We start from the raw sequence: 16101 nt of genomic DNA, 5'->3' as shown, positions 1-16101 counted from the left end.
GTTCGCGTCGCCGGCTCGCGCACGACACCCGTCGTACCGGGGACACGCCCGCGGCGAAAGGAAGAGGGGCGCCTCGCGCGGCGGTCCCGGTCGGCCCCCACCGGCCGACCGGGACCGCCGTCGATCAGTCGCAGGCCGACCCGTTGAGGGTCAGGGCCTCCGGTGTCCCGGGCTCGCCGTCCACGAGCCCGTTGAAGCCGACCGTGACCGACGCCCCGGGGGCGACGCGGGCGTTCCACCCGGAGTCGGAGACGACCACGGACGCCCCGTCCTGGCGGTGGGTGGCGTTCCACAGGCTGGTGATCTCCTCACCTGCGGTGAAGTCCCAGGCCAGGTCCCAGCCGTTCACCTCCTCCGACCCGGTGTTGGTGACGGTGACGCGGGCCTGGAAGCCGCTCGGCCAGGTGTTGGTGACCGTGTGGTCCCAGGTGCAGTCGGCGGTGCCGGGGCCCTCGGTGGGGCCTTCGGTCGGGCCCTCCGTGGGACCCTCGGTGGGCTGCTCCGTGGGGCCCTCGGTCGGTTCCTCGGTGGGTTCCTCGGTGGGCCCGGTGCCCGGTCCGCCGTCGGTGAGGTCGCCGTAGACGATCCCGCGCCCGTTGGTGCCGATGTAGACCCGGCCGTACACGTTGGGGTCGCCCGTGATCACGGCGCCGGTCCAGGCCCACTGGTGACGGTCGTCGTTGATCCGCACCCAGGTCCCACCGGCGTCGTCGGAGCGGAAGATCCCGCGCACGCCGTCGATCCTGGAGCTGGTGTACACCGCCGGGTAGTCCGCGCCCGGCGCGGGGGCGCCGAAGCCCACCGCGTCGCCCTCGTCGACGGCCGCGAGGGCCTCGAAGGTCTCCCCGGCGTCGGTCGTGCGCCACATCCCGTAGTGGTCGCCGGTACCGCCGGCCACCCACACGTCGCCGGCGTGCCCCGGCACCGCGCCGAACCGGATGTCGCCCTCGGCGGGCAGGCCGTCGAACCGGGCCTGGAACGTGGCCCCGCCGTCCGTGCTGGTGTGGAACGTGCCGTCGGCGACCGCGTAGAACACGTCCGGGTCGACCCGGTCGGCCTCCACCCGCGCCCCCGCCGGGACGCCCGTGGCCGCGCTCCACGACGACCCCAGGGTGGTGGAGACGTGCACACCGGTGCCGTCGGGGCTCCAGAGGATCCGGGAGCCGTCGGCGTTGACCGCGACGGTGCCGCCGCCGGTCACCCCGCCGGGCTCCTGTCCGGCCCACCAGGAGTCACCGCCGCTCGTGGAGATCCCGATGGCGGCCTCCTCGCCCGAGCCGCCGGTCCGGGCGATCGTCGCGGGCGCCAGCTCGGCGAAGTCGATCGAGGTGCCGTGCCCCCACGAGGGCTGCTGGAACACCCGGTCCGGGACCGTGCCCAGGTCCTCGTGGGTGAACCCGCCCAGGTCGAGGAGGGCCGAGTGCAGGGGCGCGCCCTCGGGCGGGCTGATGAGGTCGTTGACGGCGGTCTCCTCGATGCCGTGCGCCTTCACCTCGATGTCGAAGGTCGTGTCGGAGTCCCAGTTCGTCAGCTCGTCGCTGCCGTACACCGTGGCGCCGGTGCCGTAGAGGAACCGGTCGGAGTCGAACGGGTCGATGGCCATCGCCTGGGTCATCCAGCCGAGCTTGGGCTGCGTCTCGGGCGCGGTGCCCGGGCTCCCCCAGTCCAGCCAGGGGGCGGTGGAGATGTCCATCTCGTAGCGGGTGACCCGCTCCGGGTAGGAACCCCAGTCCCACGCCTTCGTCCAGGTCTCCCCCTGGTCGGTGCTGCGGAAGATCTGGATGTCGGGCCACCAGGAGATCTGGGTGGCGACCATGAGGGTGTCCGGGTCCTGCCGGTCGATCGTCAACCCGCCGTAGCCGAAGTAGGCGTCCTCGCCCGTGGCCGGGCTGACGTCGGTCCACTCACCGGTGGCCGTGTCCAGCCGCCAGAGTTCGCCGGCGCCGCCGTCGTAGGGCCCGGGCGAGTCGGTGGTGGCCAGGTAGAGCCGGTCCCCCTCGTGGTCCAGGACGCCGTGGGCGGGCAGGTACCCGGTGGGCGCGTCGGGGACGGGCTCCCAGGTGGCCCCGCCGTCGGTGCTGCGGTAGAGGGGGTCGTCGAGGTCGGCGACGCCCGCGTAGATCTCCTGGGTGGGGGAGCCGGGGGTCCCGGTGTCGGGGTCGAAGGTCACCCAGGTGACGCCGATGACGTCGTCGAGCAGCCCCCACTCGTCGTCGGGGTCCTCCACGTAGTCGCCGGGGTTGGGGAACGCGGTGACCTCGGCCCAGGTGGCCCCGAAGTCGGTGCTGCGCCACAGGCCGTGGCCGCCCCGGGCCCCGAAGTACACGATCGAGTTGTCGTTGGGGTCCACGGCCATGCGTTCGCCCAGGCCGCGGCCGGGCATGTTGCCGCCGAGCTTGAACGGCAGCTCGGCGACGTCCCAGGTCTCCCCCCGATCGTCGGAGCGCAGGATCGCCCCGTTGTTCGGGTCCCAGTCGTTGGTGTAGGTGCCGACGGCCGCGTAGACGCGGTCGGGGTCGACGGGGTCGGTGGCGAGGGAGACCACGCCGGTCCACCCCCACCGGTCCCAGTCGACCCAGTCGAGCAGGGGGGTCCAGCGTTCGGTGGCGGGATCCAGCCGGTAGGCGCCGCCGATGTCGGTGCGGGCGTAGACCAGGTCGGGTTCGGTCTGGTTGAAGACGATGCCGGGGACGAAGCCGCCACCGGCGATGCGGACGTTGTCCCAGGTGTAGGTGTCCTGGGCGGCGGCCGGCGCGGTGGCGAGGGCCACCGCGCCGACGGCGGTGAGGGACGCGGTGGTGGCCAGGGCGGCGATCATCGCCAGCGGCGTTCTCGATCGCCCGGCACGGGGTCGGTGGACGGAGGGCATGTGGGTGCTCCTCGGAAATCGGGGGGGTCACACTCCGCGCCGGGGAATCCGGGGTCCGGCGCGGAGTGTCAATTCCCGATCAGTGTGGATACCGTCCGGGGACCCGGCAAGGGGGGTCATGGGAACTTTTTCGAAGCGCTTCGACTCCAGGTATGGGGAAAACGATGAAATCGCAGCGAAATGGCCTGCCGGGGATCGCACTCCACCCGGATCCGGGTCCCGTCCGGGAGCGCGACGAGGACGGTCCGGGGTTCCACCGACCGCAGTCGGACGTGCGCCCGCCCTCGTTCCCACTCCAGGGAGTCGACGAGGACGCCGCCCCGGCCGCGCAGCCCCTCCACCCGCCCCTCGGTCCAGGTGTCCGGCAGCGCGGGCAGCAGGTCGATCCGCCCCTCGGTCGAACCGAGCAGCATGGCCGCGACGACGGCGGGCAGTCCGCCGCCGATGTCGACGTTGAACAGCTCCCCCCGGTTGTGGGTGGGGGTCAGGGTGGGCCGCCAGTAGCGGGTGGCCAGCATCCCCAGCGCGGTGTGCGCCTCCGACGCCATCCCCAGCCGGGCCGCCGCCAGTCCGAGCTGGACCAGACCGAACGCCATCTCGTCGGAGTCCTCGCCCCGCCACCAGTCCAGGCGGGCCCGTACCGCGCGCCGAGCGGCCTCCCGGGCGCGGAGCGGGGCCAGCGCCGGATCGGGCTCGTACCAGAACGGGTACAGGTGGGAGGCGTGCCGGTGGCCGTGCCGTTCGGTCTGGGCGAGCGGTCCGGCCGGGCCCGCCCATTCGGCGAGCACGCCCTGGGGCGTGATCCGGTAGCCGGGCACGCGGGCGGCCAGGGCCGCCCACCGGCGACCGCCCGACAGGCCCAGGAGGCGGTGCGTCCGCATCAGGTTCCGGCACAGGTCGCGGACGACGGCGATGTCCATCGTGGCGTTGACGGCGGCCTGGCCGTCCCCGTCGGCGGGGGTGTTCTCCGGCGAGTACGACGGGAGGAACCCCTCCTCGGTGAGGAAGTCCTCGTGGAACTCGGCGGCCTCGGTGAGGAACGGCAGCGCCCGACGGCGCAGGAAGTCCCGATCGCGGGTGTGGGCGTAGTGGTCCCAGTACAGCCGCCCCGCCCAGGCGGCCCCGGCCGTCCAGCAGGTCAGGCACCACTCCGGGCCGAAGTGCTGCTGGCGTCCCGAGGTGGAGGCGTGCGCGGGCACCAGCGTCCCCCGGCAGCCGTACAGGCGGCGGGCGTTCTCGCGCAGGTCGTCGCGCATCCCCTCCAGGAGGTCGAACACCGGCGTCATGAGCTCGGGGGTGCCGGTGGTGTGCAGGGCCGCCACCGCCGAGAAGAGGTTGCCGTCGAACGTGTACCCGGACCGCCAGGGCGGGTCGTAGGTACCGCTCCACACCCCTTGGAGGGTGGGCGGCAGGTCCCCGCAGCTCGACACGATGACGTACCGGCCGACGTCCACCAGGCGGGCCAGGTGCGCGGGCGTCGTCCCTTGGGCGGGCGGCCCGGCCAGATCGATCCGGAACCGGTCCATGAGATCGCCGTGCACGGGCCGATGCCGCTCCAGGATCTCCGCGAACCCCCGGGGCGCGGTCCCGGCGGACGGCCCGGGGGTCCCCGCGCCCCCGGGGCCGTCCACCGTGATCCGGGCGACGATCTCCAGCCGTTCCACACCGCGCAGCGCCAGACCGTCGGCCACCGGTCGGACGGTGCCGCCCGACGCGGTCAGGGCGCACTCCACCGTGTACCCCCTCAGGGCGCCGGGCGGTCTCCCGGGGAAGGTGACGCGCATCCGCAGCCGACCGGGGGCGATGTCGGTGTCGACCGCCACGGGGATCGGGGGTGTCTCCTCCAGCGGGGTGAGGCGCAGCGTTCCGTCCAGACCCGAGGGCGAGACCAGCTCCACCGCCACCACGTCGTCGGGCCGGGAGGCCACCGCGCGGTGCGCGGTCCCGTCGGGGAGGGTCTCCGAGACCAGGCCGGTCCCCGGGTCGCACGCGCGCAGCGGCGGACCCGCGCCGGGCCGCAGGGGCGCGAACGTCAGCACGGCGGCGCCCACCAGTGGATCGATCCACCGGGTCCGGGCGTAACCGGGGTGCTCGTCCGCCGCGAACCGCGCGATGCGCTCGGCGGCGTCCCGGGAGCGCCCCCGTCGCAGCAGGTCCCGGAGTTCGGGGAGGATCCGCGCGGTCTCCGGGGCGGGCAGGACCTCGGAGACCGGCAGGAAGAGGCGTTCGTGGCACAGGGTGAGGGCGACACGGGCGGCGGTGGAGTGGACCAGCGCCCCCACCCGGCCGCCCCCGGTGACCAGGGCGTCCTCCCAGGAGGTGACGGGGTGGCGGGTGCGGACACAATGAGCGTGGGGCATGTCGTTCCCGGGGGTGGGGGGTGTCGTGCGGGAGGGGTTCCTCGCCATACTTCGTTCGTCCGACCAACATAAGGAGTCCCCCCATGGCCGCCCAGACCCCGCCGCCCGTCCCGACCCTTCGGCCGCTGTGGTTCGGCGGGGATCACAACCCCGAGCAGTGGCCCGAGGAGACGGCCGTCGAGGACGTCGACCTCATGCGCCGGGCGGGCGTCACCCTGGTCACCGTCGGGGTGTTCGCCTGGTCGCGTCTGGAGCCCCGCGAGGGCGAGTACGACTTCGTGTGGCTGGACCGGGTCCTGGACCGGTTGCACGGCGCGGGCATCCGGGTGGCGCTGGCCACCCCCACCGCCTCGCCGCCCCCGTGGTTCTCGCTGGCCCACCCCGACGCCCTGCCCGTGAACGCCGACGGGACCCGGCTCACCCACGGCAGCCGCGACACCTACGACGTGTGCGCCCCCGCCTACCGGCGGGCCTCGGTGCGGATCGTGCGCGCGCTCGCCGAACGCTACGCCCACCATCCGGCGCTGGCGATGTGGCACGTGCACAACGAGTACGGGACGTGGACCTACTCCGAGCACGGCGCGCGCGCCTTCCGCGACTGGCTGCGCCGCCGTCACGACACCCTGGACGCGCTCAACCGGGCGTGGACCACCGAGTTCTGGGGGCAGCGGTACACCGAGTGGGAGCAGGTGCTGCCGCCTCGGGCCACGCAGTACCTGGCCAACCCGGCGCACGTGCTGGACTTCCGGCGGTTCCTGTCGGACGAGATGCTCGACCACTTCCTGGACCAGCGCGACGTGTTGCGGGCCGCCTCACCGGACGTCCCCGTGACCACCAACCTGGCGTTCGGCGACTGGGTGCCGGTGGACCCGTGGCGGTGGGCCGAGCACGTGGACCTGGTGTCGGTGGACGACTACCCCGACCGGTCCGGGGAGGCCGGGGACGAGCAGACGGCGTTCGCCGGCGACCTGGCACGGTCGTGGGCGGACCGGGTGCGCGGTGACGGCCGCCCGTGGCTGCTGATGGAGCAGGCGGCCGGGGTGGTCTACTCGGGCGGGATCATCCGGCCCAAGGCGCCGGGCGAGATCGCCCGGCACAGTCTGGCGCACGTCGCCCGGGGGTCGCGGGGGGCGATGTTCTTCCAGTGGCGGGCCTCCCGGGGCGGCGCGGAGCAGTGGTACTCGGGAATGGTGCCGCACGCCGGCCCGGACTCGCGGATCTTCCGGGAGGTGTGCGAACTCGGCGACGTGCTGGGGCGCATCTCCGAGACGGTGGGCTCGGACGTGGTCGCCGACGCCGCCGTCACCTGGGACCCGGAGAGCTGGTGGGCGATGAACGCCACCACGCTGCCGTCGAAGCGGGTGGACTACCTGGAGGCGGTGCGCCAGGCGCACCGGGTGTTGTGGCGGTCGGGGCGCACGGTGGACTTCGTGCGCCCCGACCGGGAGCTGCCCCGGGTGCCGCTGCTGGTGGTGCCGTCGCTGTACCTGGTGTCGGAGCGCGACGCCGAGCGGCTGGCGCGCTACACCGAGAACGGCGGCACGCTGGTGGTCACGTACCTGAGCGGGATCGCCGACCCCACGGGCACGGTGCGCACCGGCGGGTATCCCGGGATGCTGCGCGACCTGCTCGGTGTGCGGGTGGAGGAGCACCACCCGATGGCGGAGGGCGAGAAGGCCGGGGTGGACGTGGGGATGGTGCGCGAGGAGGTGACCGTGTGGAGCGAACACGTACACCTGGCGGGCGCCGAGACGGTGGCGGCCTACGCCGGCGGCCCCCTGGACGGGTCCCCCGCCGTGACCCGGCGTCGGTACGGGGCCGGTGAGGCCTGGTACGTGTCCGCGCACCTGAACGACCGGGGGCTGGGCCGGGTGTTCACCGAGGCCGCCGGAGAGGGCCCGTTCCCCGAGGAGGGGCTGGACGTGGTGCGCCGGGTGGGGCCGCAGGGGGCCTGGGTGTTCCTCACCAACCACGGGCACCGGTCGCTGCGGATCGACCCGGCGCGGCTGGGCCTCGGTCCGGACGCCGTGGACCTGGTGTCGAAGACGCCCGCCGACGGCCTGCTCCTGCCCGGAGGGGGCGTGGCGGTGCTGCGCGGACACCCCGTTGACAATTAGTTGTGAGTCTAGACAAACTGAGGGTCCCTATCCCAGGAGGCTCTCCATGACCGCGTACCGACCGACACCGGACGACAGGTTCACGTTCGGGCTGTGGACCGTGGGCTGGCGTGGCGTCAACACCTTCGGTGACGCCGTGCGGCCCCCGCTCGACCCCGTCGAGGCCGTCCACCGGCTCTCCGAACTCGGCGCGCACGGCATCACCTTCCACGACGACGACCTGGTCCCCCACGGCAGCACGACCTCCGAGCGCGAGGAGATCCTCAAGCGGTTCCGGGGCGCCCTGGACGAGACCGGGCTGGCCGTGCCCATGGTCACCACCAACCTGTTCACCCACCCGGTGTTCCGCGACGGCGGGTTCACCTCCAACAGCCGCGACGTGCGTCGGCACGCCCTCCGCAAGGTCGTCCGCAACATCGACCTGGCGGCGTCCTTCGGCGCCACCACCTACGTGTGCTGGGGCGGACAGGACGGCGCCGAGACCGAGGCGGGCAAGGACGACGCCGCCGCGCTGGACCGGTTGCGCGAGGCGTTCGACATCCTCTGCGGGTACGTCCGCGACCAGGGCTACGACCTGCGGTTCGCCATCGAGCCCAAGCCCAACGAGCCGCGCGGCGACGTGCTGTTGCCGACCGTGGGGCACGCGCTGGCGTTCATCCACTCGTTGGAGCACCCCGAGATGGTGGGGGTCAACCCGGAGGTCGGCCACGAGCAGATGGCCGGGCTCAACTTCGCGCACGGGGTCGCCCAGGCCCTGTGGGCGGGCAAGCTGTTCCACATCGACCTCAACGGTCAGCGCGGGGTGAAGTACGACCAGGACCTGCGGTTCGGCGCGGGCGACATCAAGGAGGCGTTCTTCCTGGTCGACCTGTTGGAGAGCGCGGGGTACGCCGGACCGCTCCACTTCGACTTCAAGCCGCCGCGCACCGAGGACATGAGCGGGGTGTGGGAGTCGGCGTCCGCCTGCATGCGCAACTACCTCATCCTCAAGGAGAAGGCCGCGGCGTTCCGCGCCGACCCCGAGGTGCAGGAGGCGCTGCGGGCATCGCGGGTACCGGAGCTGTCCGTGCCCACACTGGGCACCGGCGAGGGCCTGGCCGAGCTGCTGGCGGAGGACTTCGACGAGGCGGCGGTCGGCGAGCGCGGCTACCACTTCGAGCGGCTGGACCAGCTGGCCCTGGAGCACCTGCTGGGCGTGCGCTGAGCGGGGCGCGGACCCCGGGGGCCGCGACGGCCCCGCCGGGCGCGGGGCGGATCCGACGGGTCCTCGCGGCACCCGGCTGACCGGTCCCGGCGGGACACGGGTGAGGGGCTCCTCGGAGGAGCCCCTCACCCGCGGCGCGTGCCGCCGCGTGCCCGCCGGGGCGCCCGTACCCGGCACCGGCCCGGCGGGGTCGGACCCGATTCCTCCGCGCCGACCTGCGCGAACCGCCCTCCGGTGCGCCGAACACGTGTAACGCCCCTCCGTGCGGCTATGTCGTAAGGAAGACACCTCCCCAGCGCAGAGGAACATGACGTGAACGCACGCACCAGGCCCGGCAGCGTTACCGCCGTCTTCGTCCTGCTCATCCTGATCACCGCCTACCAGCTCATCGCCGGCGGCCTCGCCTTGGCCGGCGGAGTCGCCACCGAGACCGTGGACGCCGTCCCGCCGACGCCGGGGATCCCCACCTGGGCCGTGTTCGCCGCCGCCGCGATCGCCCTGGTGTACGGCATCGCGTCCCTGGTCCTGGCGGTGCTGGTCGGCAAGGGCCGGCCCGCCGCGCGCCCGGCGGCCCTGGGCGTCAACGCCGTCTACGGCGTGGTCATCCTGGCCCTGGTGTTCACGCCCGTCGCGGGCGTCCCCGAACTCGTCACCGCCGCGTTCGCGTTCACCGTGGTCGCGCTGCTCTACTCCACGAGCGCCAAGGCCCACTTCGGCGGGGCCTCCGTGACCCCGGGACCCGTCGCCTGAGCGGCCGGGGAGCGCCTGCCGGGCGTGCGGTGAGCGGGGTACGGACCCCGGAAACGGCGACGGCCCCGCCGAGCGTGACGCTCGGCGGGGCCGCCCCCGTACGGCGGGCCGGTACGGCGGTCGCCTCTCGGCGCGGTGCACAACACGGCTCCATGACCACCCGCAAGGGCGCGGTATTCCGTGAAGGCTTCGAGTGGAGCCCGGGGGACACTTGCTACCGCACCGTCCCGCATGGTGTGCAACGAGGGACCCCCGGGGGATATTCCAGGGGCGGCGGTCACACCGTGATCGGCACCTCGGAGCCCGCCCGCACCAGCACCGGGACCCGGTCCAACGGGGCCTCCAGGGTGATGAGGGAGCCGCCCGGATGCGTCTCCCCGGTCCACGGATCGGTCCAGTCCGCCCCCTCCGGCAGGTACACCTCGCGGGACCGGGCCCCGTACTCGGTGACCGGGGCGACCAGCACGTCGGGGCCGAACAGGAACACGTCGCCCGGTTCCCACGAACGCGGGTCCTCGGGGAAGTCCACGAACAGCGGCCGCATCGGCGGCAGCCCCCGCTCGTGGGCGACCCGCATCTGCTCCATGACGTAGGGCCGCAGCCGCTCCCGCAGGAACAGCAGCTCCCGCAGCAGCCCGTAGACCTCCTCGCCGTAGGACCACACCTCGTTCGGTCCGCCGGTCATGGACGGGTACAGGGCGTGGGAGAACGGCTCCCGATAGCCGTGCAGCCGCAGCAGGGGGCAGAACACCCCGTACTGGAACCACCGCACCAGCAGCTCGCGGTACTCCGGGGAGGCCTGGTCGCCGCCGTGGAAGCCCCCGACGTCGGTGGTCCACCAGGGGATCCCCGACATCGCCACGTTGAGCCCGGCCCGGATCTGCGCCCGGAACGAGGCGAAGGTCGGCGCGATGTCCCCCGACCACAGGGCCGCCCCGTAGCGCTGGGAACCCGCCCACGCCGACCGGCACAGGGTGATGACCTCCTCCTCTCCGGCGGCGAGCATCCCCTCGTGGAAGGCGCGCGCGTTCTCGCGCGGGTAGAGGTTGCCGACCTCGTTCCCGGGGCCGACGTGGTAGCGCAGGTTCCCCGGGTGCCCGGGCTTGAGTTCGGGTTCGCAGGCGTCCAGCCACCACACCCGGATCCCCAGGGAGTGGTAGTTCTCCCTGATCCTGTCCCAGACGTAGGCGCGGGCCTCCGGTTTGGTGGGGTCGTAGAACGACACCTGGACGTGGGCGTCCACGCCCTTGTCCGCCCAGTCGGCGTGCACCGGCGGCCCCTGCTCGGTGGCGACGAGGTGACCGGCCGCCAGCATGGGCGCGTAGTTCTCGCTGAGCGGACTCACCGACGGCCACACCGACACCATCAGTTCCACGCCCATCTCCCGAAGCTCCTTCACCATGCCCTCGGGATCGGGCCACTCCGCCGGGTCGAACCGCCAGTCCCCCAGGTGGGTCCAGTGGAAGAAGTCGGCGACGATGACCGACAGCGGCAGCCCCCGGTCGCGGTACTCGCGGGCGACCGCCATCAACTCGTCCTGGGTGCGGTAGCGCAGCTTGCACTGCCAGAACCCGGAGGCGAACTCCGGCAGCATCGGGGCGTGCCCGGTGGCGTCGGCGTAGCGTTCCAGGATGGTCGCCGGTTCCGGTCCGGCGACGATCCAGTAGTCGATCTGGCGGGCGCTGTCGGCCGCCCACCGGGTGCCGTTGGCGGCGAACTCCACCCGGCCGATCGCCGGGCTGTTCCACAGCAGTCCGTAGCCGCGCGAGGACACCGCGAACGGCACGGTCACCTCGGCGTTGCGCTGCACCAGGTCCACGACCGCGCCCTTGTGGTCGAACAGGCCGTGGGTGTGCTGGCCCAGGCCGTACAGGCGCTCGCCGTCGTAGGCGCGGAACCGCTGCTCGATCCGGTAGAAGCCGTTGCCGGTGGAGGTGTACACCCGGGAGCCCGGCCACCAGAAGTGGGCGCGCTCCTCGGCGAGCAGTTCCTCCCCGGGGCCCTCCTCGTCGACGCGCAGGAACCGGAGCAGCCCGGTCGCGTCGATCTCGGCCGCGATCGCGCCGTTGACCAGCAGGGCCCGGTCCCCGTCCAGCACGAGGCGGGTGCCGGTCCCGGTGTCGGGGGGCGCGTCGAGCGCCCCGGGGAGGTCCTCGCGCAGAGTGGACAGCGCGGCCTGGACGCGCAGGCCGTCGGCGCCCCAGGCCCGGACACGGACGACCTGGTGGCCGCCCCGCCACTCGACTCCGTCCTCGATCTCGTTGAACACGCTCTGTCCTTCCGGTCGGGGGGTGGGATCGCACGGGAGGCGCGATCACGATCGGTGGGTGCGGGGGCACCGGTTCGTCGAAGCGCTTCGACGACGGGCGCGACGGACCGGTCACGGCTCCGCCCCCCGTGGGGGTCAGTCCGGTCGAACGGGAGGCGCGGTGCTCTCACCGAGGATGATCCTCGGTTCCAGGAGGGTCACCTCCGGATGCTCGGGACCGTCGATGCGGTCCATGAGCAGGGCCACCGCGCGGGCGCCCAGCTCCTCCGCCGGCAGTTCCACCCGGGTCAGCTCCGCGACCCCGGGCGGCAGCGACCCCAGGGCGACCACGGAGGTCTCCGGCGGTGTCCGGCCGTGGTCGGCGAGGGCCTCCAGCAGGGGGGCGAGGGAGGGTTCGTTGTGGACGATGAGGCCGGTGAGGTCGGGGCGGTCCCGGACCAGTTCGGCCGCCAGGGTCCGGGCGGCGGCCGGGTCGCAGGGGTGGGAGGTGGCCCGCACACCGCGTTCGCGGGCGGCGGCCTCGAACCCGGCCAGGGTGCGCTCGGCGAAGCCGGTGCGCCGTTCGTAGACCGACGCCGGCTGTCCGACGAACGCGATGTCGCGGTGCCCCAGATCGGCCAGGTGGTGCACGCAGGCGGCACCGGCCGCGGCGAAGTCGAGGTCGACACAGGTCAGCGCCTCGGTGTCGGCGGGGACACCGATGAGCACGGAGGGCAGGTCCAGGGAGCGCAGCACGGGGACGCGGGCGTCCTCGGTCTCGACGTCCATGACGATGACCCCGTCCACCATGGCGCTGCCGGCGACCCGGTGCAGTCCGGCCGGACCCTCCCCCTGGGTGAGCAGGAGGACGTCGTGGTCGTGGGCACGGGCCGCGGTGACCACCGAGACCGCGAACCGCATCGCGACGGGGACGTGCACGTCCTCGCGCAGGGGGACGACGAGCGCCAGCACGTTGCTGCGCCGACTGGCCAGGGATCGGGCCCCCGCGTGGGGCCGGTAGCCGAGGGCGTCGATGCTGTCGAGCACCCGGCGTCGGGTGGTGTCGGAGATCGAGCGTTTCCCGCTGAGGACGTAGGAGACCGTACTGGGCGACACACCGGCGTGCCGGGCCACATCGGAGATCCGCACCGTGCCGTCCCGTCCATAGTCGAAGCGATTCGATGAGATGTTACGCACGACACCACCCTGGCGCAATGCCCGTGCCCGGCACCAGAGTGGACCCGCCGCCATCCGCAACCGGAACGCGGAACGGGACGTCTACCGGGACAGGGGGACACCGGTGGACCGGCCCCCGTGAAGACCGCCGCACCCCCGCCCCCGGAAGGAACACCCGTGGTCTCGACAGTCGTGGACCCGCCCCTCCTCATGGGCACCGCCCTCCCCCCGCTCGTGGGCGTGGCGGCGCCGATCACCGACTCCACCGCACCGAACGGAGGAACGTCCCGATGATCGTCTCCCATCTGTCACCTCTCGTGGCGTCCGTCCCCACCCTGCTGTTCATCGTCCTGCGCATCGTGCTGGGCGTCGTGGCGATGGCCTCGTCGGGCCGGGTCGCCCCGGCCCGACGGACGTCGGCCGTGCTCGGGGGCGCCCTGGTGGCGCTCTCGGGGTTCGGCGACGGAGTACTGCACGTGCTCAACGTCACCGGAGCGCTGTTCCCGCTCGTCCACTCGCCCCTGTACTCGGTGCTGTTCGCCGTGCCGGGGCTGATCCTGGCCGCGGGCGTCATCGCCCTGGTCGTGGCCGCGACCCCGGCGCCGGACCCGCACCGACCGCAGCAGACCCCCCGACACTAGGAGAACCCCGTGGAGACGACAGTGGGACCGAACCTCGAAGTCCTGCCCGGTGTCCTGTCGGGCGCCCTGATCACGTCCCTTCCCCTGATCCTGGCCGGGATCGTGGCCCTGGTGCGGGCGTCGCGCGCGACGGCCCCCGGCCTGGTCCGCACGGCGGGTCTGCTGTTCATCGCCGAGGCCCTGGTCCTGATCGTGTACCAGGCCCTCTGGGCCGTCATGGTGCCGGTACTGATCAGGGATCCCGACCTGTACTCCCTCGTGGGGTACCTCGGTCTGGCCCAGGGCGTGCTGGCCGGCCTGCTGCTGTGCGGCGGCCTGCTGGCCCTCGTGCTGGCCCTGCGGCGGAGCCGCGTCGCCACGCCCGCGGGACACGGCGGACACGGCGGGTACGGCGGGTACGGCCACGGGAGCGCCGGCCACGGCGGCCCGGTGTACCACGGCGACCCGGTGCACCACGACGGCCACGGGACCGGCGACGGCCGGGACGCCCCGCCCGCGCACGGCCAGCCCGGCGACCCCGGTGCGGCGCCCTCCTCGGGCGGGGGCCGGGGAGGCGGCTCCTCCGATTCCGGTGGTGGCTGGGGTGGCTGGGGCGGATGGGGAGGCGGCTCCTCCGATTCCGGCGGCGGCTGGGGAGGCGGCTGGGGAGGCGGCGACTCCGGTGGCGGAAGTGACGGCGGCGGCGGTGGCGGTGGCGGCGACTGACCGCTCCCGACGTGACGGTGCGGCCGGGTACCCGGCCGCACCGTCACGTCGTCCGCGCTGATCAGGCCCACGCGGAGCACCGCCGTGATCGGCGCCCCACCGTCACCCCGGGACCTCGCCGGACCCCCGGCACACGAACAGGACCGGACATCGGGGGACGTCCGGCCCTGTGCGGTGGCCCGTACGCGGTCCGCGGGGCAAGGGCTCAGGATGGGTGCCCGCGGAACACGCCCTACCCGGCCTGCCGCTTGGCCTCCAGCGCCTCCATCGCGGCGACGGCCGTGGCGACCGTCTGGTGGACCGGGACCTGACGGTGCAGGCCGACCAGGCGGACGACCTTGGTGACGCGTTCGTTGAGGGCGGCCAACGCCAGGGCGCCTTCCCGCTCACGGACGGTGCGGTAGGCGTTGATGATCACGTTGAGGCCGCTCGAATCCATGAAGTCCAGCCCCGACATGTCCAGGATCAGCCACGGACCGTGGGTGTCGATGGCGGACCGGATGTGCTCCTGGAGGTCGTTGGTGGTCGCGATGTCGAGCTCACCCTGGATCGCGACGATGACGCTGCGGCTTTCCACCCTTGTGCTCAGTCCGAGCCTGTGCACGCTCACTCCTCCCGACCCCACGAGAAGGCGAGGGGTCCCTTCGCTTAACCATACGCAGAACCGCGGCCCGCGCCCACCGGGTCCGGCACCACTCCCACGGAGCCGGACCACCGAGAAGGGAAGCGCTCGCGCGTCCGCGTGTCCGGTAAGTCGTTGGACACACACGGTATAAGCCGGCCGGGCTTTCGGGAATGGCATCCCGGAAGAAATTTTCGCCTCGGGGGCACGAACTCGGTCTCGGACGCCCGGTATCGACCTTTTACGCTAGGTGATTTCACGATATGACACCCGGTTTTCGAGGTCCGTCAATCGTCGGTCAAGGTGGAGGGCCTCTCCGCTTCACCCGGCTCCCCCGCGCCCGCCACGCCCGCCGCGCCGTCACTCCCGGTGAAGGCGTCCAGGAGGGCGCCGGCCGCGAGTGTGGCCGTGGTCTCCCCCGACCGGACCTCGCGCTCCAGTTCGGAGATGCGGGAGCCCACCTCCGGATGCCGCAGGAAGGCGTCCATCAACCGGTCCCGGACCTGGTCCCACATCCAGCTGACCCGCTGCCCGCTGCGGCGCTCGGCCAGCGCTCCCCCGTCCTCCAGCACCTTGCGGTGTTCGCGGACGGTGTCCCACACCTCGCCCAGCCCGTCACCGGTCAGCCCACTGCACGTCAGCACCGGGGGCCGCCAGTCGGGGTGGACCGGCTGGAGCAGGCGCAGCGCCCGCGACAGTTCGCGGGCCGCCTTGCGGGCGTCGTCGGTGTGCGGTCCGTCGGCCTTGTTGACCGCGACCACGTCCACCAGCTCCAGCACGCCCTTCTTGATGCCCTGGAGCTGGTCACCGGTGCGGGCCAGGGTCAGGAAGAGGAAGCAGTCGACCATCGCGGCCACCGCAACCTCGGACTGCCCCACCCCCACCGTCTCCACCAGCACCACGTCGAACCCGGCCGCCTCCATGAGCAGCATGGTCTCCCGGGTGGCCCGGGCCACCCCGCCCAGGGTCCCGGCGGTCGGCGAGGGCCGGATGAACGCGTTCGGGTCCACCGCCAGGCGCGCCATGCGGGTCTTGTCGCCCAGGATGCTGCCGCCGGAACGGGTGGAGGAGGGGTCGACGGCGAGCACCGCGACCCGGTGCCCCTCCCCCGTGAGGCGGGTGCCCAGGGCGTCGACGAACGTGGACTTGCCCACGCCCGGGACACCGGTGACGCCCACCCGGTGGGCGCCACCGGTGTGCGGGAGCAGCCGCACCAGCAGGTCCTGGGCGGCCAGGGCGTGATCGGGGCGGCGCGACTCCACGAGCGTGATCGCCCGCGCGAGGGTCGGCCGGTGTCCGGCCAGCACGCCCTCGGTCAGCGCGGCCACGTCCACCGTGCGGCGTCGCCGCGTCCGCTCCTGCCCCACGCCGTCCCCTCATCTCTCGTCGTCACCGTGCCCCGGCCGGAC

At 73.3% G+C, this 16101-nt stretch carries 11 protein-coding genes; 5 read left to right on the top strand and 6 right to left on the bottom strand.

What is annotated here, in order from left to right; all coding sequences use genetic code 11:
- Positions 1-124 precede the first annotated feature (124 nt).
- Positions 125-2869: a cellulose binding domain-containing protein gene (locus tag RM479_RS07020; RefSeq protein ID WP_311510893.1), complete on the bottom strand. Its 2745-nt coding sequence runs from the start codon at positions 2867-2869 to the stop codon at positions 125-127.
- Positions 2870-2985: 116 nt separating this feature from the next.
- On the bottom strand, positions 2986-5229 hold the full coding sequence (locus RM479_RS07015) for a glycosyl hydrolase family 95 catalytic domain-containing protein (protein ID WP_311510892.1): 2244 nt from the start codon (positions 5227-5229) through the stop codon (positions 2986-2988).
- An 83-nt stretch (positions 5230-5312) separates the two neighbouring features.
- Between RM479_RS07015 and RM479_RS07010 the strand changes: the two genes are divergently transcribed.
- From RM479_RS07010 to RM479_RS07000, 3 genes are all read left to right on the top strand, one after another.
- Positions 5313-7346 (top strand): beta-galactosidase, encoded by a 2034-nt coding sequence (locus RM479_RS07010; protein WP_311510891.1) that lies wholly within the window; start codon positions 5313-5315, stop codon positions 7344-7346.
- A 46-nt stretch (positions 7347-7392) separates the two neighbouring features.
- Entirely contained in the window at positions 7393-8550 is a 1158-nt protein-coding gene (gene xylA / locus RM479_RS07005; protein WP_311510890.1) for a xylose isomerase, read from the top strand.
- Between the two features lie 312 nt (positions 8551-8862).
- Positions 8863-9300, top strand: coding sequence for a hypothetical protein (locus RM479_RS07000; RefSeq protein WP_311510889.1), 438 nt, complete (start codon positions 8863-8865; stop codon positions 9298-9300).
- A 277-nt stretch (positions 9301-9577) separates the two neighbouring features.
- Here the strand turns inward: RM479_RS07000 and RM479_RS06995 are convergent, their stop codons facing one another.
- Positions 9578-11569: a glycoside hydrolase family 31 protein gene (locus RM479_RS06995; protein ID WP_311510888.1), complete on the bottom strand. Its 1992-nt coding sequence runs from the start codon at positions 11567-11569 to the stop codon at positions 9578-9580.
- Between the two features lie 135 nt (positions 11570-11704).
- On the bottom strand, positions 11705-12697 hold the full coding sequence (locus RM479_RS06990; RefSeq protein ID WP_311511021.1) for a LacI family DNA-binding transcriptional regulator: 993 nt from the start codon (positions 12695-12697) through the stop codon (positions 11705-11707).
- A 317-nt stretch (positions 12698-13014) separates the two neighbouring features.
- On the opposite strand from RM479_RS06990, the gene RM479_RS06985 reads away from it, so the two are divergent.
- On the top strand, positions 13015-13365 hold the full coding sequence (locus tag RM479_RS06985) for a hypothetical protein (protein ID WP_311510887.1): 351 nt from the start codon (positions 13015-13017) through the stop codon (positions 13363-13365).
- A 9-nt stretch (positions 13366-13374) separates the two neighbouring features.
- A complete protein-coding gene (locus tag RM479_RS06980; protein WP_311510886.1) occupies positions 13375-14070 on the top strand; it encodes a hypothetical protein in 696 nt (231 codons plus the stop codon).
- Positions 14071-14302: 232 nt separating this feature from the next.
- On the opposite strand, the gene RM479_RS06975 is transcribed toward RM479_RS06980, so the two are convergent.
- Both RM479_RS06975 and meaB read right to left on the bottom strand, forming a co-directional pair.
- A complete protein-coding gene (locus RM479_RS06975; protein WP_311510885.1) occupies positions 14303-14674 on the bottom strand; it encodes an STAS domain-containing protein in 372 nt (123 codons plus the stop codon).
- A 305-nt stretch (positions 14675-14979) separates the two neighbouring features.
- Positions 14980-16059 carry a methylmalonyl Co-A mutase-associated GTPase MeaB gene (gene meaB, locus RM479_RS06970; RefSeq protein WP_311510884.1) on the bottom strand — a complete coding sequence of 360 codons (1080 nt, stop codon included), beginning with the start codon at positions 16057-16059 and terminating at the stop codon, positions 14980-14982.
- Positions 16060-16101 lie beyond the last annotated feature (42 nt).

Source organism: Nocardiopsis lambiniae (assembly GCF_031845465.1).
Taxonomy (GTDB): domain Bacteria; phylum Actinomycetota; class Actinomycetes; order Streptosporangiales; family Streptosporangiaceae; genus Nocardiopsis; species Nocardiopsis lambiniae.
Note: the sequence above shows the minus strand (reverse complement) of the source record. Positions and strands in the feature narration are given on the sequence as shown.